Source organism: Streptomyces sp. LX-29, from assembly GCF_029541745.1.
Classification (GTDB): domain Bacteria; phylum Actinomycetota; class Actinomycetes; order Streptomycetales; family Streptomycetaceae; genus Streptomyces.
The window spans coordinates 6,924,343-6,945,278 of the sequence record NZ_CP089746.1; the positions used below are offsets into that span (position 1 = coordinate 6,924,343).

19 protein-coding genes are annotated in these 20,936 nt (G+C 73.6%); 7 read left to right on the forward strand and 12 right to left on the reverse strand.

Annotated features, from left to right (window positions below; all coding sequences use genetic code 11):
* Positions 1-91 precede the first annotated feature (91 nt).
* Positions 92-1,084, forward strand: coding sequence for a hypothetical protein (locus LRS74_RS29145; protein ID WP_277743780.1), 993 nt, complete (start codon positions 92-94; stop codon positions 1,082-1,084).
* Positions 1,081-1,614, forward strand: a complete 534-nt coding sequence (locus LRS74_RS29150) for a histidine phosphatase family protein (protein ID WP_277743781.1) — start codon at positions 1,081-1,083, stop codon at positions 1,612-1,614. The genes LRS74_RS29145 and LRS74_RS29150 overlap by 4 nt, the downstream gene beginning before the upstream one ends.
* Positions 1,615-1,669: 55 nt before the next feature.
* On the opposite strand, the gene LRS74_RS29155 is transcribed toward LRS74_RS29150, so the two are convergent.
* From LRS74_RS29155 to LRS74_RS29190, 8 genes are all read right to left on the reverse strand, one after another.
* Entirely contained in the window at positions 1,670-2,353 is a 684-nt protein-coding gene (locus tag LRS74_RS29155; protein WP_277743782.1) for an alpha/beta hydrolase, read from the reverse strand.
* A gap of 105 nt (positions 2,354-2,458) precedes the next feature.
* Positions 2,459-3,640, reverse strand: coding sequence for a hypothetical protein (locus LRS74_RS29160; RefSeq protein ID WP_277743783.1), 1,182 nt, complete (start codon positions 3,638-3,640; stop codon positions 2,459-2,461).
* A complete protein-coding gene (locus tag LRS74_RS29165; protein ID WP_277743784.1) occupies positions 3,637-4,431 on the reverse strand; it encodes a PP2C family serine/threonine-protein phosphatase in 795 nt (264 codons plus the stop codon). The genes LRS74_RS29160 and LRS74_RS29165 overlap by 4 nt, the downstream gene beginning before the upstream one ends.
* 15 nt (positions 4,432-4,446) lie before the next feature.
* Complete coding sequence (locus LRS74_RS29170; protein WP_277743785.1) at positions 4,447-5,208, reverse strand: VWA domain-containing protein; 762 nt, start codon at positions 5,206-5,208, stop codon at positions 4,447-4,449.
* On the reverse strand, positions 5,198-6,406 hold the full coding sequence (locus tag LRS74_RS29175) for a hypothetical protein (protein WP_277743786.1): 1,209 nt from the start codon (positions 6,404-6,406) through the stop codon (positions 5,198-5,200). The genes LRS74_RS29170 and LRS74_RS29175 overlap by 11 nt, the downstream gene beginning before the upstream one ends.
* Positions 6,407-6,521: 115 nt before the next feature.
* Positions 6,522-6,980, reverse strand: coding sequence for a hypothetical protein (locus LRS74_RS29180; protein WP_277743787.1), 459 nt, complete (start codon positions 6,978-6,980; stop codon positions 6,522-6,524).
* Positions 6,967-8,055, reverse strand: a complete 1,089-nt coding sequence (locus LRS74_RS29185) for a serine/threonine-protein kinase (RefSeq protein ID WP_347178171.1) — start codon at positions 8,053-8,055, stop codon at positions 6,967-6,969. The genes LRS74_RS29180 and LRS74_RS29185 overlap by 14 nt, the downstream gene beginning before the upstream one ends.
* 180 nt (positions 8,056-8,235) lie before the next feature.
* Positions 8,236-9,429, reverse strand: coding sequence for a helix-turn-helix domain-containing protein (locus LRS74_RS29190; RefSeq protein WP_277743788.1), 1,194 nt, complete (start codon positions 9,427-9,429; stop codon positions 8,236-8,238).
* A gap of 533 nt (positions 9,430-9,962) precedes the next feature.
* Between LRS74_RS29190 and LRS74_RS29195 the strand changes: the two genes are divergently transcribed.
* Positions 9,963-10,817, forward strand: coding sequence for an SGNH/GDSL hydrolase family protein (locus tag LRS74_RS29195; RefSeq protein ID WP_277743789.1), 855 nt, complete (start codon positions 9,963-9,965; stop codon positions 10,815-10,817).
* A 189-nt stretch (positions 10,818-11,006) separates the two neighbouring features.
* Positions 11,007-11,921 carry a serine hydrolase gene (locus tag LRS74_RS29200; RefSeq protein WP_277743790.1) on the forward strand — a complete coding sequence of 305 codons (915 nt, stop codon included), beginning with the start codon at positions 11,007-11,009 and terminating at the stop codon, positions 11,919-11,921.
* 97 nt (positions 11,922-12,018) lie between these two features.
* Here the strand turns inward: LRS74_RS29200 and LRS74_RS29205 are convergent, their stop codons facing one another.
* Both LRS74_RS29205 and LRS74_RS29210 read right to left on the reverse strand, forming a co-directional pair.
* Positions 12,019-13,446 (reverse strand): FG-GAP-like repeat-containing protein, encoded by a 1,428-nt coding sequence (locus tag LRS74_RS29205; RefSeq protein ID WP_277743791.1) that lies wholly within the window; start codon positions 13,444-13,446, stop codon positions 12,019-12,021.
* Between the two features lie 153 nt (positions 13,447-13,599).
* Positions 13,600-13,971, reverse strand: a complete 372-nt coding sequence (locus LRS74_RS29210) for a DUF1801 domain-containing protein (protein ID WP_277743792.1) — start codon at positions 13,969-13,971, stop codon at positions 13,600-13,602.
* Positions 13,972-14,247: 276 nt separating this feature from the next.
* Between LRS74_RS29210 and LRS74_RS29215 the strand changes: the two genes are divergently transcribed.
* Both LRS74_RS29215 and LRS74_RS29220 read left to right on the forward strand, forming a co-directional pair.
* Positions 14,248-14,571 (forward strand): YciI family protein, encoded by a 324-nt coding sequence (locus LRS74_RS29215; RefSeq protein ID WP_277743793.1) that lies wholly within the window; start codon positions 14,248-14,250, stop codon positions 14,569-14,571.
* Between the two features lie 27 nt (positions 14,572-14,598).
* Positions 14,599-16,767 (forward strand): DUF6596 domain-containing protein, encoded by a 2,169-nt coding sequence (locus tag LRS74_RS29220; RefSeq protein WP_277743794.1) that lies wholly within the window; start codon positions 14,599-14,601, stop codon positions 16,765-16,767.
* A gap of 16 nt (positions 16,768-16,783) precedes the next feature.
* Here the strand turns inward: LRS74_RS29220 and LRS74_RS29225 are convergent, their stop codons facing one another.
* Together LRS74_RS29225 and LRS74_RS29230 are read right to left on the reverse strand one after the other, a co-directional pair.
* A complete protein-coding gene (locus LRS74_RS29225; protein ID WP_277743795.1) occupies positions 16,784-17,116 on the reverse strand; it encodes a glyoxalase superfamily protein in 333 nt (110 codons plus the stop codon).
* 159 nt (positions 17,117-17,275) lie between these two features.
* Positions 17,276-18,436, reverse strand: a complete 1,161-nt coding sequence (locus LRS74_RS29230; RefSeq protein ID WP_277743796.1) for an amidase domain-containing protein — start codon at positions 18,434-18,436, stop codon at positions 17,276-17,278.
* A gap of 421 nt (positions 18,437-18,857) precedes the next feature.
* Between LRS74_RS29230 and LRS74_RS29235 the strand changes: the two genes are divergently transcribed.
* Complete coding sequence (locus tag LRS74_RS29235) at positions 18,858-20,789, forward strand: sigma-70 family RNA polymerase sigma factor (protein WP_277743797.1); 1,932 nt, start codon at positions 18,858-18,860, stop codon at positions 20,787-20,789.
* Positions 20,790-20,936: the final 147 nt, after the last annotated feature.

Below are 20,936 nucleotides of genomic sequence, written 5' to 3' on the forward strand. Positions count from 1 at the left end.
GGCGGGGAGGCGCGATAGCGGCGGCCGCCGTCGCGGCTTAGGGTCGTGGCAGGGGCGGGAGACAGGCCGTCGTCTGGCTGGGGTGAGTGGCATGCGGGTGCTGCCGGTGGAACGGGCGGAAGCGTCCCAGACGGCGTTGCGCCTGGTCGACGCCGGCTCGGGTCATCCCGTCGCGATCGATCCGGGGTATCGGGAACCGCTGCGCGTCGCGGTCGAGCCCCGGTGCGACGAGGCGTACGAGCCCGCGTACGAGACCGCTGCGGGGGCCGCCCCCGGCACCGCCGGGGCCGCAGACTCCGCGGTCGACGCCGCCGCGGCCTCGGGACTCGTCGACGCCGAGCTGACCGGACTCCGGGTCCGGCTGGTCGGCGACGTCCTGGCGCGCACCGCGGAGCTGTTCGGCGGGCAGGCGCTGGTGGGCGTGGTGCGCTCCGGGGGCCGCGGGGACGCGCTGGAGGCCCGGGCGGCCGCGCTCGGCGTCCGCCCGGCCGCGGTCGTCGGGGACGGGGCGGAGGTGACGGAGGCCCTGGGCGGAAAGCCGGAGGTCCATGTGACCGGTGCCCGGGGTGGCGACGCGGAGGCGGAGTACGGGATCGTCCTGCGTGTCGGCGTGGTGCACGCGCCCGGCGGAGCGCGGTCGACCGGCGCGGGCGCCACGGGGCGCGGACCGTCGTCCGACGTCGCCGCGGTCGTGGCGGGCGACGAGCCCGGCGCCGACGACCCGCTGGCGCTGCGGCTGGCCCTGCTGTCCCGCCCGTACTACCAGCTGATCGAGCTCACCCCGGACGTCCTCGCCGAGGCGCGGCACACCCTGGAGCGGTGGCGACGGGAGGTGGCCGGGTGGGCGCGGGCGCCCTCGAAGCCGATGTGCGCCGAGGTGCTGGCGGAGGCGCTGGGCGGGTTGGAGGCCGATCTGTTCGTCCCGGCCGTGCTGGACGGGCTGCGGCGGCTGGCGGAGGATCCGGGCCTGCCGGACGGCTCCCGGTTCGAGACCGCCGCCCATCTGGACCGCGTGCTCGCGCTCGACCTCGTGCGCGAGGTCGGCCGTGACGCCTCCGCCGCGCCGCGCGAGCCGGCGCCATGACGGCCGGTCAGTCCCGGCGGCTGGTCCTGCTGCGACACGCCAAGTCCGCGTGGCCCGAGGTGCCCGACCACGAACGGCCGCTCGCCGGTCGCGGTCGGCGTGACGCCCCCGCGGCGGGCCGCTGGATCCGGGAGGCCGGCCGCGTCCCCGACCTGGTCGTCTGCTCCACCGCCCGGCGCACCCGGGAGACCTGGGAGCTGGCCACCGCCGAACTCGGCGGCGCGGCGCCGGCGGTGACATACGAACCGCGCGCCTACGCGGCCACCGCCGCCGAACTGCTGGACGTCGTACGGGGCACCCCCGACGGCGTGCGCACGCTGCTGCTCATCGGCCACAACCCCGGGGTCGAGGAGCTCGTGTCGCTGCTCGCCGGCACGGCGGCCGGCGACGCGCTGGAGCGGGCCCGGGAGAAGTTCCCGACCTCCGCCATCGCCGTCCTGGCCTGGTCCGGCCCCTGGAGTGCGCTCGCCCCCGGGATCGCCCGGCTGACCGACTTCACCGTCCCCCGCGGGCCGAAATCCGAGGAGTGACGCCCCTTCCGGCGGCCTTCCGGCGGCCTTGCGGCGGCACTTCCGTGTCGGTCGGCTACCGCTGCGCGTGGTCCGCGGCGGACAGCAGGACCTTGAGGAGTTCGTCGGGGGCGCCCTGCATGACGTTGTGCCCGGAGTCGATCGCGTGCGTGCGCCAGGCGGAGTCCTCGCGGAGGCGCTCGTAGAGGGGCGTGAAGGGGGAGGCGCCGGGCCACCCGGTGGCGTAGACGTAGTCCTTGCCGGGGAAGCGGTCCAGGGTGCCGTCGAGGCGGATGGCCTGCATCAGCGAGGGCAGCGGGTGCGGGGTGGCGCGGGGGTCGAAGAAGGGGAGCGGCGCGCTGGTGTAGCCGTTGTCACCCACGCCGTCGAGGTACCACGCGCGCTCCTGGTCGGTGACGAGGGAGAAGATGGAGTCGCCGTCCTCGGGCACGGCGGCGTCGACGTAGACCAGGCCGGCCACCCGCTCGGGGACGCGGTCGGCGGCGCCGGTGATCACCATGCCGCCGTAGCTGTGGCCGACGAGCACGGCGTCGGTGATCTGCTCGTCCTCCAGGTGGTTCACCACGTCCAGGATGTGGGTGTCCAGGTTGACCGACGAGGTGAGCAGGTGTCTGCGGCTGCCTACGCCGGTCAGGGTGAGCGGATAGGCCTCGTGGCCCTCGCGGCGCAGTCGGCGGGCGAGCGGCTCGAAGGTCCACGCGCCGTGCCAGGCACCGGGGATGAGGACGAAGGTCGACATCGGGTACTCCTCGGGTCGTTGTTGATGATCATCTTTCCGTGCCCGAGGGGGATCCACGAGTGGCCTGATTGCCATGATCTGAAAGGATCTTGCCATCCGCCCGGGTCAGGCCGTCGCCGCCACCACGATGACGATGAAGAGCACGAACACCATCACGCAGAGCACCACCTTCGCCTCGTCGGAGAGCGGCGGCCGCACGGCCGGAACCGGCGGAGGCGGTGGTGGCGGGGGCGGGACGGGGGGACGGATCGGGGACGGGTTGAAGACGTCGTGCCCCGTGGCCCGCGCCCGACCGCACCACGGGCAGGCGACGAGGTGCGAACCGTAGCTGTGCCGCGGGCGATCGGCGCACATCCGCACCCCCTGGCGCTCCTGGTCCAGCGCGCGCAGCCAGTCCTGCGCGGTCGGACGGGCCGCGGGGTCGGTGACGCCCGGGCCGAAGGCGGTGCGCGCCAGGTCGAGGAGGGCGGGCGGCAGCACCGAGGGGTCGATGATGCCGCGGGGCACGGTGACCCGCTCCGGCTTGACGACATACGAGATGCTCGCGGCGATGTTGTCCTTGACCGTGGAGTCGGCGTCGCTGTCGTGCGGCACGCCCCCGAAGGGATGGTTGCCCGCCGTCAGCAGCTGGTAGACGAGCACGGCGAGGGCGAAGGCGTCGCTCTCGCGGCTCGCGGGGCCGCCCGCCTGCCGCTCCGGGGCCGAGTAGTCGGTGGTGTGCATCAGACAGGGGAACGGCTCGCCCGAGACCGGGTCGGTGAAGGCGATGGAGTCGCAGTCCAGGAAGGTGATGAAGCCGTTGCGGTCGACCACCACGTTGCTGCTGGAGAAGTCGCCGATGACCAGGCCCTCGTGGTGCACGCGCGCCGTCATGAACGACAGGTTCCAGGCCACGCCGAGCAGGAACCGCCAGTCGGCCCGCTCGGGGAACAGCCGCAGCCGCTGCGCCTTCGAGAACAGGCCCACGAGCTGCACGTGGTCGGGCTCCCCGAACCGGCGCATGGCGTACCCGAGGAACTCCCCGTCGGCGCCGCGCGCCACCGCGGTGGGCCAGGCCAGCTCCGGCTGCTGGGAGCGGTCGGTGGGCCGGCCGCCCAGCGGCGACATCGCCAGCATGCGGGTCAGCCGGCGCTCCTGCGCGTCGTCCTGCCGCTCCCGGTAGATCTTGACCACGACCCCGTCGTCGCCGACCACGGGGTACACCGCCGCCTGGCCGCCGCCCTTCAGCGGGAGTTCGGCGAGGGTGACCCGCACCCCGTCGCCCAGCACCACCTCGCGCCCCGTCATGGCCGCACCGCTCGGACGAGCGTCTTGTCGTCGGCGTTGAGTGCGCTGAGCCGGTCGGAGCGCAGCAGCGCCGCCAGCTCCTCCTCGTCCCTGACCGGGTCGGGGCCGGGGCGGTCCAGGGAGCCGAGCACCGCGGCAGCGAACGAGGCGTTGGGGGTCTGGCAGCCCCCGTCGGGGCGGGAGAGGGCCGCCTGCGCCAGGCCGTCGGTGGACAACAGGGCCCCGTCGACGCCCGCGTCGCGCACACACACGGTGCGCACCCAGCGCTCCGCCCCGGGCGAGGTCAGGAACACCGTCTCGTTGCTGTACTCGCTGGCCGCCGCGGCCTGGGGGAGGAGATGGAACTGCGCCCGTCCGTCCACTGCGCCCGCCCGTACGATCGCGAAGCCGTCACCCACGCTGAGGTGGCCGATCCACTCCGGGGCGAGCACCAGCACGGCGAGGGTGGTGGCGAAGTCGTCGGCCTGGTCGCCCGTCTGGTAAAGGAAGGCGTCCGCCACCTCGTCGTACGCGTGCCGGAGCAGGGCGTGCACGGCCTCGCCCGGTGGGCACGGCCGGGACGCCCATCGGGCGAAGGCGTCCATGGCGAGGGCGACCGCCAGCTTCGAGCCCTCGTCGGAGCGGAGCCGGCTGCCCGCGCCGTCCGCCACCGCGAGCACCGTCACCGGCGCCTCGGCGGGGCCCGCCACCACCTGCTGCCAGGCGTCCTGGCAGGGGATGCCGTCGCGCCGGTGACGGTAGCCCGCCACGCTCAGCCCGTGGGTGCGCCACCGCGTGCCGCGCCGGTCCATCGTCCGCGCCCCCGTTCAGGCTTCCCACGCGGGGCGCTGGGTCTTGAACTGGCTGAAGATCTTCTCGAAGACCTCGTCACCCGCCCCCCGCTGCTCGGCGTTGGCGCTGGCCGACATCATCTGGAGCAACTCGCGGAACGGGAAGCCCTGGAGCCGTGCGTTGAAGGTCGGCGCGAACGCCTTCAGCACCTGCTCGCCGAGGTCGGTGATGCCGCCGACCCCGATGGCGTACAGCCGGAAGCGTCTGGCCTGCTGCTCCGCCGCCACCACCGGGACCAACTGCCGCCACGCCTCGGTGTAGCGGCCCATGCCGTCCGTCGGCAGCCCGTCGGTCACCAGGCAGATCTGCGGGCGGTGGTACTGGAGCCCGGACCGGCGGAGTTCGGCCTTGCGGGTGGCCACGACGCGCATGGCGAGCTCCAACGCCTCGGTCAGCAGGGTCACTCCGGAGGCGACGAGCCGGGGCGCCTGGAACAGGTGCGCGGGGGCGAAGGGGTTGGTCGGGGAGTGCGCGGGGAGCGGCTGCGACCCCTGCCAGGCGTACACGCCCTGGCCGCCGAAGGTGATGACGGCGACCTCGACGCTGTAGCTGAGGCTGACGTCGTCGTGCAGCTCCCGGGTCCACTCGGCCAGCGCGCCGTTGAGCGACTCGATGGGTATCCCGGCCATGGAGCTGGAGGTGTCCAGGCAGAGCACCAGCGGCAACCGCTGGGCGTTGTTCTCGATCTCGATGTCGGCGTACTGCGCCGGCAGCGTGGGCTGCTGGTCACTGCGCATGGGTGTCTCCCGTGGTCCGCCGCCCGTCGCCGGGCGTGAAGGCGAGCAGTACGTCCGGCTCCGGACCGCCGGGCGTCGCGATCTCGACGGGGCTGCCGGGCGCGGGTGGATCGACGTCCGGGTCGGCCCACACCACGCGGTGCAGACAGTGGTCGACCTCGACGTACCCCTGGGGGTGCAGCACGGTCCGCACGACGGCGCGGCGGCGCGGGCCGGTGGCGCGGGCCTGCTCCTCGGGTCTCGGGCGGTCCGCGTACGTCGGGTGATCGACGTATCCCCGGTGGCCCTCGTAGGAGGCGTCCTCGTACCCCGGCGGGTCCTCGTACCCAGGCGGGTCCTCGTACCCCGGGGGATCCGCGTACGCCGGACGGAGGTCGGGGCGGGTCGGGGCGTCCGGATCCGCCCGGGCCGGCATCGGTTCCCGCCCCCGGGAGCGGCTGACGGCCAGCAGCAAGGGGAGGACCAGCAGCAGGAGCAGGCCGGTGAGCAGCAGGGGCCACGGGATGGAGGACGACTCCTCGGCGGCCCGTGGGGACGTGCCGGCGGACCGCTCGGTGAGTGGGCCCGCGACCTTCTCGTCGACCAGCTCCCGGCCGGTCAGGTCCGGGGCGTCGTCCCCTCCTCGCACCAGCTCGCACAGGTCGGTGCCGTCCGGGCCCCCGGGGGCGCCGTCGTCGGCTCCCTCTCCGCCTCCGTTCGGGCAGGCGCCCGCGCGCCGGAGCCGCGCCACGGTTTCCTTGTCGAGGCGGGTGACGACGCTGTCGGAGGCGAGGTGTCGCTGCGCGGCGAGGACCAGCAGGACGGTGCCCCCCTCGCCGGTCGTCCGTCCGCCGGGGACCTCCACGACCAGCGTGGCCTTGTTCAGGTCGGAGGTGTGTCGGTTCAGCCCGAGGCCGTCGGCGGGGCCCTGCCCGTCGTCGCCCGCGCCTTCCTTCGGCAGGTCGAGTGTGTGGTCGAGGCGGGTGACGACCTTCGTCCCCGGGTGCTCGGCGCTCTCGTCGGCCAGGCAGCTCAGCCGGCGGGCGAAGCCCTTCTCGTCGTCGCACGGCCGCTCGGTGGGGCGCGCCGCGGGCGTGGTGGTGAACGTGGTGGCGGTGGTGCCGGTGGCGGTGGTCGCGGTGACGACCGGTGTCGTCGTGAGGAGCACACCGAGAAGGAGCACACCGAGAAGGAGCGCACGGCGTGTGGAGTGGCCCACGGCACCTCCCTCGAACCGGAGAATCACAGGGACAAATATGGAGTAACCGCCCTTTTTTGAAAAGGGTTTCGGCTGGGCGAAGCCGCACCCGACCGCGGAGCCCCGCGCGGTGCGCCTAGAGTCTGAACACCTGGTGGCACCGGGTGAACATCTGTCGCGCCCGCCCGGTCCAGTCCCGCGCCAGCGCGTCGAAGTCCCGCTGGGTCATCCGGCAGGTGAGCGGCAGCGCGCAGACCCCCGCGATGCACGGGGTCGGACCCCGGACATCCCAGACGGAGAGCATGGGGATCAACTGCTCGGTGTTCCAGGCATTGGCCGCGGCCGCCGCCACGGCGAGCTGGTTCGGGCGCAGTCGGCGGCCGTCCGTCATGAAGGCCACCAGCAGCTCACGGGTGGTCATGAACCGGACGGTGATCTCCCGACCGGTCTCCGGCAGCCCGAACTCCACGGAGATGGAGTCGGCGGCCACGACCGTGCGGAGACGGTCGCGCGCGGTCCAGCTCTCCACCGCCGTTCTCCAGTGGCCGCCGATGCCGAGACCGGGGACGGACGACGACGCCTCAGTCCGCTCCACGCGTCACCGCCTCCACCACCATGGCGTCGCTGAGCCCGGCGTCCAACAGCGCCCGCGCGTGCAGCAGCAGACACGACGGCACGGACACCCCCACCGGCCCCGAACCGGACGGGTGCCGCACCCCGGGCGCCTCCCCGCGCCCGGGCGCCTCCCCGCGCCCGGTCGGCGCCCTGGGCCCGGTCGGCGCCCCGGACCCGGCGCCCTCGCCACGCCCGGTCGGCGCCGCACGCCCGGCGCTCGCGCCCTGCCCCGCGGTTCGCGGGCACGGCGCCGGCGCCTCGCCCTCCGGTGGGGCCAGCTCCCGCAACAGCGTGTCGAGCGGTGGCCGTTCGGCGGGGTGCTTGGCGAGACAGCGGGCGACGAGGCCGCGCAGCGCCCGGGGGACGCCGTCAAGCGACGGCTCCCCGTGAACGACGCGGTAGGCGACCGTGTCGTCGCCGCCGAAGGGCAGACCGCCGGTCGCGGCGTGGACGAGCACCCCGCCCAGCGAGAACACATCGGTCCTGAAGTCCACGGTCCGGCCCGTGATCTGCTCCGGGGACATGAAGGGGGGTGTGCCCAGCACCATCCCGGCCCGGGTGAGCCCGGCGGAGCCGCTGACCCGGGAGATGCCGAAGTCGATGACGCGCGGACCGTCCGCGGCCAGCAGCACGTTGGACGGCTTGAGGTCGCGGTGCACCACCCCGGCCCCGTGGATGGCCTGGAGCGCCTCCACCAGCCCGGCACCCAGCGCCCGCAACCGCGCCTCGTCCAGCGGGCCGTCCTGGACGACCGCCTCGGCGAGCGAGGGGCCCGGCACGTACATCGTGGCCAGCCAGGGCAGTTCGGCCCGCGGATCGGCGTCGACGACGGGCGCGGTGAAGGCTCCGCTCACCACCTTGGCCGCCGCGACCTCGCCGGCGAAACGGTGCCGGAACTCGGGGTCGGCAGCCAACTCCGGGCGCACCACCTTCACCGCCACCGCCCGGCCGGACGGCGAACGGGCCAGGTAGACCCAGCCCATGCCGCCGGAGCCGAGACGGCCCACGATGCGGTACGGCCCCACCCGCAGCGGGTCGCTGACCGGTGTTCTCATAGCAGGATTCTCCCGCTGGACCCGCGCGTCGGGAGGGTCCGTGCGGATTCCCCGGCGATGATTCCGCCTACGTCCACCGAAGGAATCCGGCCACCCGCCCGAGGACCGGGCGGCCCGCTCCACCTCGCGCGATCCCGATGCCGGAGCCGGCGTACCGCGCTATCGCGCCGGCTGCCCGGATCAGCTCCGCTCGGGAGGCGGGAGGCGCAGCGCCTGGAGCGCCACCGCCAGGTCGGCGACCGCGCGCGGGTCCTGGAGGGAACGGCCCGTCAGCTCCTCCAGCCGGCGCAGTCGGTAGCGGACGGTGTTGCGGTGGCAGTACAGCAGCACCGCCGCCTCGGCCGTCGAGCCCCCCGCCGCGTACCAGCGGTCCAGCGTCTCCAGCAGCCGGGACCGCTCGGCGGGCGGCAGCTCCAGTACGGGGCCGAGCACCGCCCGCGCGGCCCGCGCGGCCTCGTCGGGGGAGGCGGCCACCAGCAGGGCGACCGGACTGTCGGCGAACCGGGCGACCCCCGCCGTCCGTTCGCGCAGCCCGGCCAGCGCCAGGCGTGCCAACCGCAGCGCCCTGGGGGTGTCCCGCAGCGTGCGGTACGGCGGGCTGACGCCGACCCGGGCGCCGGGGCAGCGTTCGAGGACCCGCAGCACGGTGTCCGCTCCGTCGGGTTCGCGGGCGGCGACCACGCCGACCTGGAGGTCGGGCTGGAGCCGCCAGGCGGAGCGCAGCCGCTCGGCCAGCAGCCGGGGCTCGATGCCGGGCAGCGGCTCCCGCCCCGGGCCGGGCGCCTCGGCGACCACCACCAGATACGGCCCCTCGGTCGGCAGACCGAGCGCGTCGGCGGTCTCCCAGAGAGTGGTGCGACTGCCGAGCGCCCCCGTGAACAGCGCCTCCACCAGCGCCGAACGCTCCCTCTCGCGCTGGAGCAACAGCGCGGCGGCGGCCTCCCGATAGGCGTCGCTGGCCGCCGCCGCGAGACCCTCCCGCACCCACCACGCGGCGAGCGACGCGATCGTGTCCGCGGTGACCGCGTCGCTGCCGCGGACCGCCGTGGTCAGCTCGGACCACAGGAACCCGGATCCGACGCGGTAGGCGTGCAGCAGCTCGCCCAGCGGCGCCCCCTGGCGCGCCCGCGTCCGGCCGGTGTCCTCAGCCCCCGCCATGTCGGTCCGTCCGGCGGCGAGCTGGCCGAAGACCAGCTCGGCGTTGCGCCGGCAGGAGGTGCTCAGCTCGGCGAAGGGCACCCGGTCCTCGCTTCCGTAGTAGCCCACCTCGGCCCGGATGCGGCGGGCCATCCGCAGGCCCAACTCCTGGGCGTGCCCCAGCAGGAGGGAGGCCACGGGGGTGATCTCGTTCGGCGGCTCCGGTATGCGGCTCATGTCCCGCAGGTTACAAAGACCGGCTGGCAGCGGGGCGGGGTTGTGCCGGGGCACAAACGGCGCCTGCCGCGCCGCTGGCACCGGCACATGGTTCGCGGGGCGGGCGGCCGCCACCATGTCGGGAACGTTACCGGCCGGTGTCGAAGCCCGGTCTCCCCTGTCCTCATCTCCCAGGAGCAACCATGCCCGGAGCCGTACCCCCGCGCACACCGAAATCGCCGCGCCCCGCGCTGCCGGCGAGCAACGTCCCGTCGACAAGCGTGGTCCCGTCGACGGATGCCGTCCCGTCGACAAGCGCGGTCCCGTCGACGGATGCCGTCCCGTCAACAAGCGCGACCCCGTCGACGAGCGTGGCCCCCGCAGCGGATGCCGTCCCGTCAACAAGTGCGGCCCCCGCCACGGGTGCCGTCCCGTCGACGAGTGAGGCGCACCTCGCCCCTCGGGCCCGATCCGGAGGCCGGCGTGCCTTCCCTGCGCGCAACGGCTCCCGGAGCGCCGGGAAGTGGCGCCCCGCCGCGGTCGGCTGTGCGCTCGTGGCCGCCGCGCTCGGCGCCGTCACCGCCCCGGTGCCCGCGCACGCACGCCCGACCGGCACCGGCGAGGGGGTCGCGGCCGGCCGCTATGTGGCGCTCGGGGACTCCTATGCCGCCGGTGCCGGCATCCCCGCGCAGTCCGCGGGCCTGTGCCTGCGCTCCGACCGCAACTACGGCCGGGTCGTCGCGGCCGCCCTGGCACCCGCCGGCTACACGGACCGGAGTTGCGCGGGGGCCAAGGTCGGCGCGCTGACCCTCCCGCAGACCGACGCCGGAGCGGTCGTCAACGGCCCGCAGCTCGACGCTGTGGCACCGGACGTCAGCCTGGTCACGGTCACCATCGGCGGCAACGACCTCGGCACCTCGGACCTCGGGTTCGTCGATGTCGTGGCCACCTGCGCGTCCCTGGCCGTGACGGATCCCCTGGGGGCCCCGTGCCGTGCCCACTACGGGGACTCCCTCAGCGGGCGTCTGGAGTCCGCCGCGTCACGACTCGCGGGGGCGCTCCGTCTCGTTCACGCGAAGGCGCCACGGGCCCGGGTGCTGGTCGTCGGCTATCCGTCGGTGGTGCCGGACGACCCGAAGAAGTGCCTGGGCAGACTGCCCATCACCACCGGCGACGTGGCCTTTCTCCGCTCGGTCCTCGGGGAGCTGAACGACCGGGTCGCCGCGGCCGCGGAGACGGGCGGCGCCACGTACGTCGACACGCTCAATCCGACCAGGGGACATGACGGTTGCTCCGCCGAACCGTGGGTCGAGGGGCTCCTCCCCACCGCGCCCGCGCTTCCACTGCACCCCAACGCGACGGGGGAGCGGGCGATGGCGACCGCGGTGCTGAACGCCCTGGGGCGCTGAGTTTGGCGCGTTCTGGTTCCCCTTGCTGCGCCGCGTTGCGTGGGACGTGTGAGACATCTGAGAGAAAATATCTGCCGGCTGTACATCCATTGGCCCGTCTCATGCGTCTCATGGGTGAGCGGCACCCTCATGTTGCCGCACTGCAAGGTGCAGTTTGGAGTATTCACGTTGAAAACCGGCATTAAGGGCATGCGTCACGTGTCCGCGATTGTCGTCACCGCGGGGGCCGTCATGGTCGCCGGAGCGTTCGTCGCCCCGGCCCAGGCAGCTCCGGCGCGGGACGCCGCCGCGCAGGCCGCCCCGGCGGCCGTCACGCTGAAGACGCCCACGATCGCCGCCAAGGGCGGCTTCGTGATGAACAACGCCACGGGCAAGGCGCTCTACACCAAGGCCGCCGACACCCGCCGATCCACTGGCTCCACCACCAAGATAATGACGGCGAAGGTGGTGCTCGACCAGAAGAACCTCAATCTGGACGCCAAGGTCACCGTCCAGAAGGCGTACAGCGACTACATCGTCGACAACAACTGGGCCTCCTCGGCCAGGCTGATCGTCGGCGACAAGGTCACCGTCCGCCAGCTGCTGTACGGGCTGATGCTCCCGTCCGGCTGCGACGCGGCGTACGCCCTCGCCGACAAGTTCGGCACCGGCAAGACCCGTGCCGAGCGGGTGAAGTCGTTCATCGGCAAGATGAACGCCACGGCCAAGAGGCTCGGCATGACCAACACCCACTTCGACTCGTTCGACGGCATCGGGCACGGAGCCAACTACTCCACCCCGCGCGACCTGACGAAGCTCGCCAGCAGCGCGATGAAGAGCTCCACGTTCCGCACCGTCGTGAAGACGAAGAAGACCCGCCAGACGGTCACCACCAAGTCCGGTGGCTACCGTTACATGGACTGGGAGAACACCAACAAGCTGCTCGGCGGCTACTCCGGTGCCATCGGCGTCAAGACCGGCTCGGGTCCGGAGGCCAAGTACTGCCTGGTCTTCGCAGCCACCCGGAACGGCAAGACGGTCATCGGCACGGTGCTGACCTCCACCTCCCCGGAGGCCCGCCTGGCGGACGCCAAGAAGCTCATGGACTACGGCTTCAAGAAGTAGTCCCCATCGGGTCGGACGGCCCAGGGGCCTGTCCGGCGGCCATCCAGGTCGCCGGGCAGGCCCCTTCGTCGTGGGCCGGTGGTGGGCCCTCCGCGGGCTATCGGCCGAGCGTCCCGCCGTACTCGACCGCTCCCGTCAGACCCAGCCGCGCCGGGGTCACCGAGGTGGTCGGCGGCTGGGTGCCCTCCTCGCGGGTGGGGTCGAACCACACGCCGCCCGAGGAGGCGTCCTCGCCCGGCGCGCCGATCGCCATGTCCGGGTAGCCGTCGCCGTTGTAGTCGCCGGTGGCGACCGCCGCGCCGAAGCGGTCGCCCGCCTCCGCCGTACCGGCCACACCGGGGGAGTTCTGGCTGAAGGAGGCGCCGCCCAGCACGCCGTCGTGGTGCGCCGCGAGCCACAGGTACGAGCCCGCGTCAGCCTGAGTGCCGACGGCCTCGTGGCCGACGCCGACGATCAGTTCGTCGATGCCGTCCCGGTCGAGGTTGGCGACGGCGAGCGCCCCGCCGAAGTCGTCCTCCGCCTCGGCGGCCCCGGGGACGTACGGTGAGGACTGCGTGGTGCAGGTGGCCCGGCCGCCCAGGGTGGTGCCCTGCTCGCCGTAGGCCACCAGGATCGCGCCGCCGAGCCGGTCCTCGCAGTGCGTGCTGTCGGCCTCCGGGTTGGCCCGCACCTCGCCGAGGGCCAGATCCGCCGTGCCGTCGCCGTCGAAGTCGCCGGTGGCGAGCGCGCTGCTGTGGTCGGCGGTGCTCCATGTCGGAACCCACTCGCCCGAGCCCCTGCTGAGGACGCGCGTGCCGCGGATCTCCATGCCGTCGTACGTCACCGCGAGTTCGTCGCCGCCGTCGCCGTCGAAGTCGGCGGAGGCGAGGGCGCGGGCACCGCCGAAGGGGTGGGACATGATGAGGGAGGTCGCGGTGGACGAACCCGCGGTGAACGGGCCGCGGCGGAGCACCGTGGCGCTGCTCTCGCCGTTGCCGGTGGTGCTCAGGGCGAGGTCCTGGTGGCCGTCCTCGTCGTAGTCGCCGATCGAGAGCAGCTTGCCGAGCCGGATGTCGGCCTCGCCCTTGGCCGCGGTGATCCCGCTGCGGAGACCTGTGGCCGAGCCCCACAGCACGGTGGCGGTGCCCTCGTGGTCGGTGCCGGTGTCCTTGAGCCGCTCGCCCGGCGCGGTGACGGCCAGATCGGCGTAACCGTCCCCGTTGAGGTCGCCGGGGGAGACCGCCGTGCCGAACAGGTCACCCGCCTCGGTGGTGCCCGGCACCCCGGTGCTGTTCTGGCTGATGCCGGTGGAGCCGTGCCCACCGAGTCCCTGCGGGCCGCCCCACACCACGTTGACGTAGCCCGCCTTCGCCTTGCCGCCGACGGTCGCCTTCGGCATGCCGACCGCCAGGTCGGCGTAGCCGTCGCCGTTGAAGTCGCTCTTCTTGCCCGAGGGGGCGGCGGTGGCGGTCCCCGCCGTCGCGCCGGTGGCCGCGAGGACGACTGCCGAGCAGAGGAGGGCGGCCGAGAGGGTCTTTCCGTGCAACGTGTCTCTCCGGGGGTGCGTGCGAGGGGGTGCGGGGGGCGGTCTTCGGGATCTCTGACGCACGGTCCACGGGGAGGGTTGCACCCGGTGGATCACAGATGGACAACTGTGGGCGCGCCTTCGTCCCCACCCCGGCCGGTGACCCCCACCCGGTCAGGCGCCGGCCGACCCCTCCAGCTCGCGTGCCTGCCGCAGCCAGTCGGCGAACAGGCCGGCGTCGACGTCGGCGAGGGTGCGGAGCTTCACCGCGGCCATGGCCCGCGCGCCCGCCCCCAGCCGACCGGACGCGTCCTCGACCTCCTGCCCACGCCAGAACCCGAAGGTGAGGTAGGCGGAGTAGCCCTTGAGGTAGCAGACCGGGGACTTGCCGGGGGCGCCGCCCAGGCTCCACACCGGGTGACCGTGCCAGACCGCGCCGGTGCCGGGCAGCGCCTCCTCGATGAGCGGCAGCAGAGCGTCGGCGATCTCGCGCTGCGCGGTGGGAAGGGAGGCGAGGTAGGCGTCCACGGTGGCGAACTTGGCCATGTCGATGGTCCTTTGCTTGCGGTGCGGCCGGGGGCCGCGGGCCGGTGTCTTCGGTTCTCGCTCCAGCGTCGATCCGTCGATGTGACAGGGAACGCGACGATTCCCTGTCACATACGCTGGGACGACGCGTAGCCGAAGCAACCGCGAGCAGCGGCCAGCGAGAACGACCGAGAACGACAGCGCGCATCGCGTGACCTCTGCGAAGAGCGCGCACCACACGCCGGGCACGAGCCGCACGGAGAGCACGGCGAGCATCGAGAGAACGAGGAGAGCCCCATGCGCTACCTGATGATGTCCAAGGCTTCGGAGACCGTCCCCGACGAGAACCTGTATGTGGAGATGGGCAGGTTCATCGAGGAGCTGACCGCGGCGGGCGTTCTGCTGGCCACCGGAGGGCTGGCGCCGGAGGGGGTCCGGCTGACCTCCTCGGGCGGCGAGATCACCGTGACCGACGGACCGTTCGCCGAGGCCAAGGAGGCCGTGGCCGGCTTCGCGCTGGTCGAGGTCCGTTCCAAGGAGGAGGCGATAGAGCTGGGCCGCCGCTTCCGCAGGATCGTCGGCGACGGCGAGAGCGTGATCCAGCAGGTCTTCGGTCCCTGATCGGCCGGCGGAGGCGGAAGGCTCGCCGTGAGTGACGCGCACCGCGCGGTCGACGCGATCTGGAAACTCGAATCGGCCCGGATCATCGCCGGGCTGACGAGGATGGTGCACGACGTGGGCCTGGCCGAGGAGCTCGCCCAGGACGCCCTCGTCGCGGCCCTCGAACAGTGGCCGGACGCGGGCGTCCCGGACAACCCGGGCGCCTGGCTGATGGCCGTGGGCAAGCGTCGCGCCATCGATCACATCCGGCGGACCGAGCGGCTGGACCGTAGGCACGAGCAGCTCGCCCGCGAGCTGGAGCAGCCGCAGGACTCCCGGACGGAACCGGAACAGGGACCGGAGCAGGGGGCGGAGCAGGACGACGTCCTGCGGCTGATGTTCATCTCCTGCCACCCGGTGCTGCCCGGCGAGGCCCGGGCCGCGCTGACGCTCCGGCTGCTCGGCGGCCTCACGACCGCCGAGATCGCGCGGGCCTTCCTCACCCATGAGCCGGGCATCGCCCGACTGATCGCCGGCGCCAAGCGGGTGTTGGCCGAGGAGCGGGTGCCGTTCGAGCTGCCGCCCGAGGCGGAGCTCGACCAGCGCCTCTCCTCGGTGCTCGGCGTCATCTACCTCATCTTCAACGAGGGGTACGCGGCGACCTCCGGCGACGGGCTGATGCGTCCGGCGCTCTGCCATGAGGCGCTGCGGCTCGGCCGGCTGCTGGCCGAGTCGGTGCCCCACCAGGCCGAGGCGCACGGGCTGGTCGCGCTGATGGAGCTCCAGGCGTCCCGCGCGGCCGCCCGGACCGGCCCGGCCGGCGAGCCGGTGCGACTGCACGAGCAGAACCGGGGCCGCTGGGACCCCCTGCTCATCCGCCGCGGCTTCGCCGCGATGCTGCGGGCCCGCGAACTCGGCGGCGCCCCCGGCCCGTACGTCCTCCAGGCGGCGATCGCCGTCTGCCATGCCCAGGCGCGCACCGCCGAGGACACCGACTGGACGCGGATCGCCGCACTGTACGACGCCCTGGTCCGGCTGCTGCCGACGCCGGTGGTCCAGCTCAACCGGGCCGTCGCGGTCGGCATGGCCCGCGGGCCGCGCGAGGGTCTCGCGTTGGCCGACGCCCTCCTCACCGATCCCACCCTGCAGGACTACCACCTGCTGCCGGGCGTCCGCGGTGACCTCCTGCTGCGGCTCGGCCGGTACGAGGAGGCCCGAAGGGAGTTCCGCCGGGCCGCGTCTCTCACCGGGAACGCCGCCGAGCGCGCCTTCCTCCTCCGTCGAGCGGAGACGGCGGACGGCACCGCCTTCGCCGCTGGGGCCACCCCGGGTGATCCGGGCGGTGAGGGCGAAGGGGGCTCCCTCGGCGACCGGGGTTTCCGCGGCGACCGGGGTTCCCGCGACGAGGGGGCGGGGACGAGCGGCGCGCCCACGGCGGCCGTCTCGGCGTTCGGAACGGCGACCGAGGGCGAGGCCGCCCGCGGCGGTGTGTTCGGCGCGACGCTCGGCGAGGCGGCGCGCACCTTCCTGCACCGCGAGGACCTGGACCCGGGAACGGTCCGTTCCTATGGACAGACACTGCGGCGGCTGTGCCTCAGTCTGGGCGAGGACCTGCCGTTGGCCGCCCTCACCTCCGACGACGTGTCCCGTGTGTTCGCGACGGCCTGGGGACGGGCGGCGGCCAGGACCTGGAACCGGCATCGCTCGGCCGTACGCTCCTTCGGCGCCTGGGCCGCGCTGGACCACCTCGCGGCCGGCCTCGACCGGCGCGCGGAGCCCGCCCCGACCACGGAGCCCCTCGCCCCGGACCTACTGGCGGCGCTCTGGGCCCGCCCGGACCTCCCGCTGCGCGAACGAACTCTCTGGCGGCTGCTGTACGAGTCGGCGGCCGGGGTGAAGGCCGTCCTCTCCCTCGACGTCGAGGACCTCGACCTCCCCGACCGTCGCGCCCGGGCCGGCGCCACCTGGGTGACCTGGGGCCATGAGACGGCCGAGCTGCTGCCCCGACTGCTGGCCGGCCGCGCCCGGGGGCCGGTCTTCCTCGCCGACCGCCGCCCCGCGCCCGCCCGGATGCCCGCCCGAGCCGACCTGTGCCCGGACACCGGCCGTGGCCGGCTCTCCTACGAACGGGCCGAGTACCTCTTCAAACAGGCCACCAGGTCCCTGGACCCCGCCGGCGAGGGCTACACCCTCCGCCGGCTCAAGCCCCGCGACTGACGGGCGACGCGACGGATCAGTTTTTCGGCGTGCCCACGCGCAGCCGGTTGCCGTCCGGGTCGCGCAGCTCGACCTCGCGCGCCCACGGGGCCTCCGTGGCCGTCACGCCGAACTCGGCGGCGACCGCGTCGACGTCACGCACGCGCAGGTACACCAGGGTGTCGGGACGGGCGTCCCCCTGGTGCTCGGACAGGAAGAGCCGCACGTTCCCGCGGGCCACCTCCACGAAGGCCGGGAACCCGGGCTCGAAGCGGTGCTCCCACTCCTTGGCGAAGCCCAGCCGGGCGTACCAGTCGACCGCCGTCGCGGCATCCGTCACATGAAGAATCGGAATGACTTCCTCGTCCATGGGGCCATCCTCGCAGACCGTGCAGACCGTGCAGACCGTGCGGACGGCAGCAGTCGGGCCCCGCCGATGGGTTCCGGCGGGGCCCGTGGCCACGGTGGGCGCGTCCTAAGGACGCGTCAGCCGGCGTCAGCCGGGAGTGTGGCGCGGTGTGGCGAGCGATCAGGTGCGGTAGGCGTAGTAGAGCGCGCGCGGGTTGGTGGCGATGATGCTGGCGACCGACTTCCGGTAGGTGTTGGTCTGGTGGTACGTCAGGTACGGGACGCCACTCCAGCTCCGGTAAGTGGTGATCATCGAGTGGTCCTTCGAGCCGTTCCGGTCGAAGTCCAGCTGCAGGATGTCGCCGAGGCCCATCTGGTACACGTTGGCCAGGTTGGTGGCCCGCTTCGAGTGCAGAGCAAACCATGACCAGTCGTCGGCACCCACCCAGGAGTTCGTCTGGTACCGGGCGTCGTACCACCAGTTCCGGTAGTCGTCGTACATCCCGGAGTCGTGCTTCCAGCCACCGGCCTTCAGGGCCTGGCTGATGAAGTTGGTGCAGTCGCCACCCGCGTCGTTGAACTTGCGGTACGCGGGGTTGTAGTTCCGCCAGTACTTCTCCGCGTAGGCGGCCATGGCCTTGTAGTTGTAGCCGTCGGGCAGCTGACGCTTCGGCTTCGCCGGCGCGGGCCACGAGGTGGACGCCGGCGTCGCCTTGGGCAGCACGCCCGCGGTCGTGGCGACCGTCGTGGTGGGCGCGTTGACCGCGGTGAGGCCGTCCTCCTTGGCCTTCATGCCGGTCAGCTCCCACGTGCCACCCGGCCGGGCGGCGAAGCTCAGCTCGTGGTGGGCCTGGAAGCCGGTCGTCGCGGGCTCGTCGCCGCGGACCTTCTTGTACCGGAGCGTGGTGGTCTCGGTCACCTGGACCGTGGCACGCCCGTCCTTGACGCGGACCTTGTCCACCGTGGTCCGGGTGTCGGCGGAGGTGTACGCCTCACCCAGCGCGGCGAGCCGCGCCTTGCGGGACCGCAGGGAGGACAGCGCGGACTTCTCCGACCGCGCCAGGCCCGCCGTCAGACGGGTCTGCTTGTTGCCGAGCGGCGCTATTCGCCGGGTCGGCTTGGCGTCCAGAAGCGCCGCGGTGCGGTCGGTCAGGACGGCGTCGGCGATCCGGCCGAAGGCGTCGACCGTCACGCTGTTCACCGTCCGGGCCTCGGTCGCGCCGCCCGTCGGGGCCGCGGCCTCGTGTCCGGCCGCGCTCGCTGCCGAAGCCGGCAGCAGAACGGCCGACACGGCCAGGGTCAGCGCCGCACCGACTGCGGTTCTGAACCTCGTTGGTTCCATCATCTTTCCCCTTGTCACCCGGTCCCCCACGGACCGGGGACGGAATCTTCGCACGAACTCCGGATCAACGGTGAGGGTGTGAAGAAAATGCGCTTCGAACTTGCGCAACGGGCTGTCAGGCAGGCCTCCGGAATGGGGTGAACGTGGCCGCAATCGGCCCGATATCCCCCTCTTGGTGAGACGCGGCGTTGCGTCTCGCCGGGGTGTCCCTCGTCGTTCCGGTTCCTGTCGTTCCGCTTCCCGTCGTTCGGCGCCACGGGCGGTCGCTCGCCGGTGCGGGTGCCGCCGGTCACCGCTCTGACGACCACGGCCCGTCGGAAGTCGTCGAAAAGTCGTCCGTACTTTTTTGTTATCAGCCGATCGACCCCAGGTCTCCCAGGTGTCGGACGGGCGGCGAGCCCGGCACAGGAGAGGGGTACGGATGGTGCACAGCGAGGTTGGAGCGGAGGTCGTCGCAGCCGCGCGATCCGGTGACGCGGAGGCGCGCGACCAGCTCGTCGCCCTGTACCTGCCGCTGGTCTACAACATCGTGGGCCGCGCCCTGAACGGGCACGCGGACGTGGACGACGTCGTGCAGGAGACGATGCTCCGGGCCCTCGGCGGGCTCGGCGGGCTGCGCGACCCCGCCAGCTTCCGCTCCTGGCTGGTGGCGATCGCCGTGAACCAGGTGCGGCGGCACTGGCAGCAGGAGCGCCGGACCGCGCCCGTCGGCGGGCTGCGGGAGGTCCACGAGGTGGCCCACCCCGAGCCCGACTTCGCCGACGCGACGATCGTGCGGCTCGGCCTGGAGGGGCAGCGCAAGGAGGTCGCCGAGGCGACGCGCTGGCTCGACGGCGATGAGCAGGAAGTCCTCTCCCTGTGGTGGCTGGAGGCCGTGGGCGAGCTCACGCGCGCCGAGGTCGCGGCCGCCCTGGAGCTGACGCCGCAGCACACCGCCGTCCGTGTGCAGCGCACCAAGGGGCAGTTGGAGACCGCGCGGGTCGTGGTCCGGGCGTTGAACGCCACGCCGCGCTGCGCCGGGCTGGACCACCTGGTCGGCAACTGGCACGGAGGCCCCTCCGTGCTGTGGCGCAAGCGGATAGCCCGACACGCGCGCGGCTGCGCGGGTTGCTCCGGCCACCGTTCGGCGCTGGTGCCGGCCGAGGGGCTGCTGGTCGGTCTCGGGCTCGTCCCGGTCGCCGGCGCCCTCGTGGGCTGGCGGGCGAGCGACGCCGCCGCACCCCTCGCGTTCGCGCCGACGGGGTCCGCCACCCCCATGGACAGCGCCGACACCGTGACGTTCGAGGCCCCCGGATACGGGCCCACGGGACCCGCACACGACCCCGCGGCCCCCGCGTACGACCCCGTGGCCTCCGCGTACGGTCATCCGTCTCCCGCGTACGGTCACGCGGACGCCGCGTACGACCCCGCGTCTTTCGCCGCCCCCGCGTACGACCTCGCGGCCTCCGCGCACGGCCCCGCCACTCCCGCGCACGGCCTCGCCGTGCCCGCGCACGGTTCCGCCGGGCACGCCGGCGGCGGGGTGCCGCCCCGGGTGGGCCGGCACCGGGCGCGCCGGCGCCCGCGCGCGGCGCAGGCGGCCGGAGCGGCGGCGCTGATCATGGCCGTGGGGGGAGCCGCGCTGCTGGTCGACGGGTTCCAGGACCGGGACGAGCAGACGGACAGCGCGTCGGCGCGCACCGTGTCGCTGACGGAGGACACACCCGCCCCGGTGCGCTCCACCCCGGAGCGTCCGACCACCGCCCCCGCCAGCCGAGCGGACGAGCCCACCCGGCGCCCGGTGAAGAAGTCGACGAAGCCGACCCGCAAGCCCTCGTCGCGTCCCACGAAGGCCGCGCCGAGCACTCCGGCCGCGCCGAGTACTCCGACCACGCCGAGCACCCCGACCGCCTCCGACGCGCCCAAGCCCCGGCCCACCCCGAGCCGCACGCCCGAGACGACTCCGGACCCGACGCCCGCCTCGGGGCGCGGTGAGCAACTCGCGGCGCAGGTCCTGGAGTTGGTCAACGTCGAGCGGGCGACCGCGGGGTGCTCGCCGGTGCGCCGCAACGACCTGCTGGTCACCGCGGCCCAGCGGCACTCCGACGACATGGCGGCGCGCGACTACTTCGACCACACCTCCCCGGACGGCTCCGGGCCGGGGGACCGGATCACCGCCGCCGGCTACCGGTGGCGGACGTACGGCGAGAACATCGCCGCCGGCCAGCAGACCGCCCAGTCGGTCATGGACTCCTGGATGAACAGCCCGGGGCACCGCCAGAACATCCTCAACTGCGACGTCACCGAGATGGGAGTGGGCGTCAACCTCGACTCCGGCGGGCCGATCTGGACCCAGGTGTTCGGCGCGCGCTGACGTACCGGCCCCGCCCGGAACCCCCCCATCCCAGTCCCCATACCCCGTTCCCCACCCCCGTCATCGGCCCCCACGGCCATCCCCACACACCCCAACGCCCCACACCCCACACCCCACATACCGACCTTTCCCCGGTCATCCGTACCC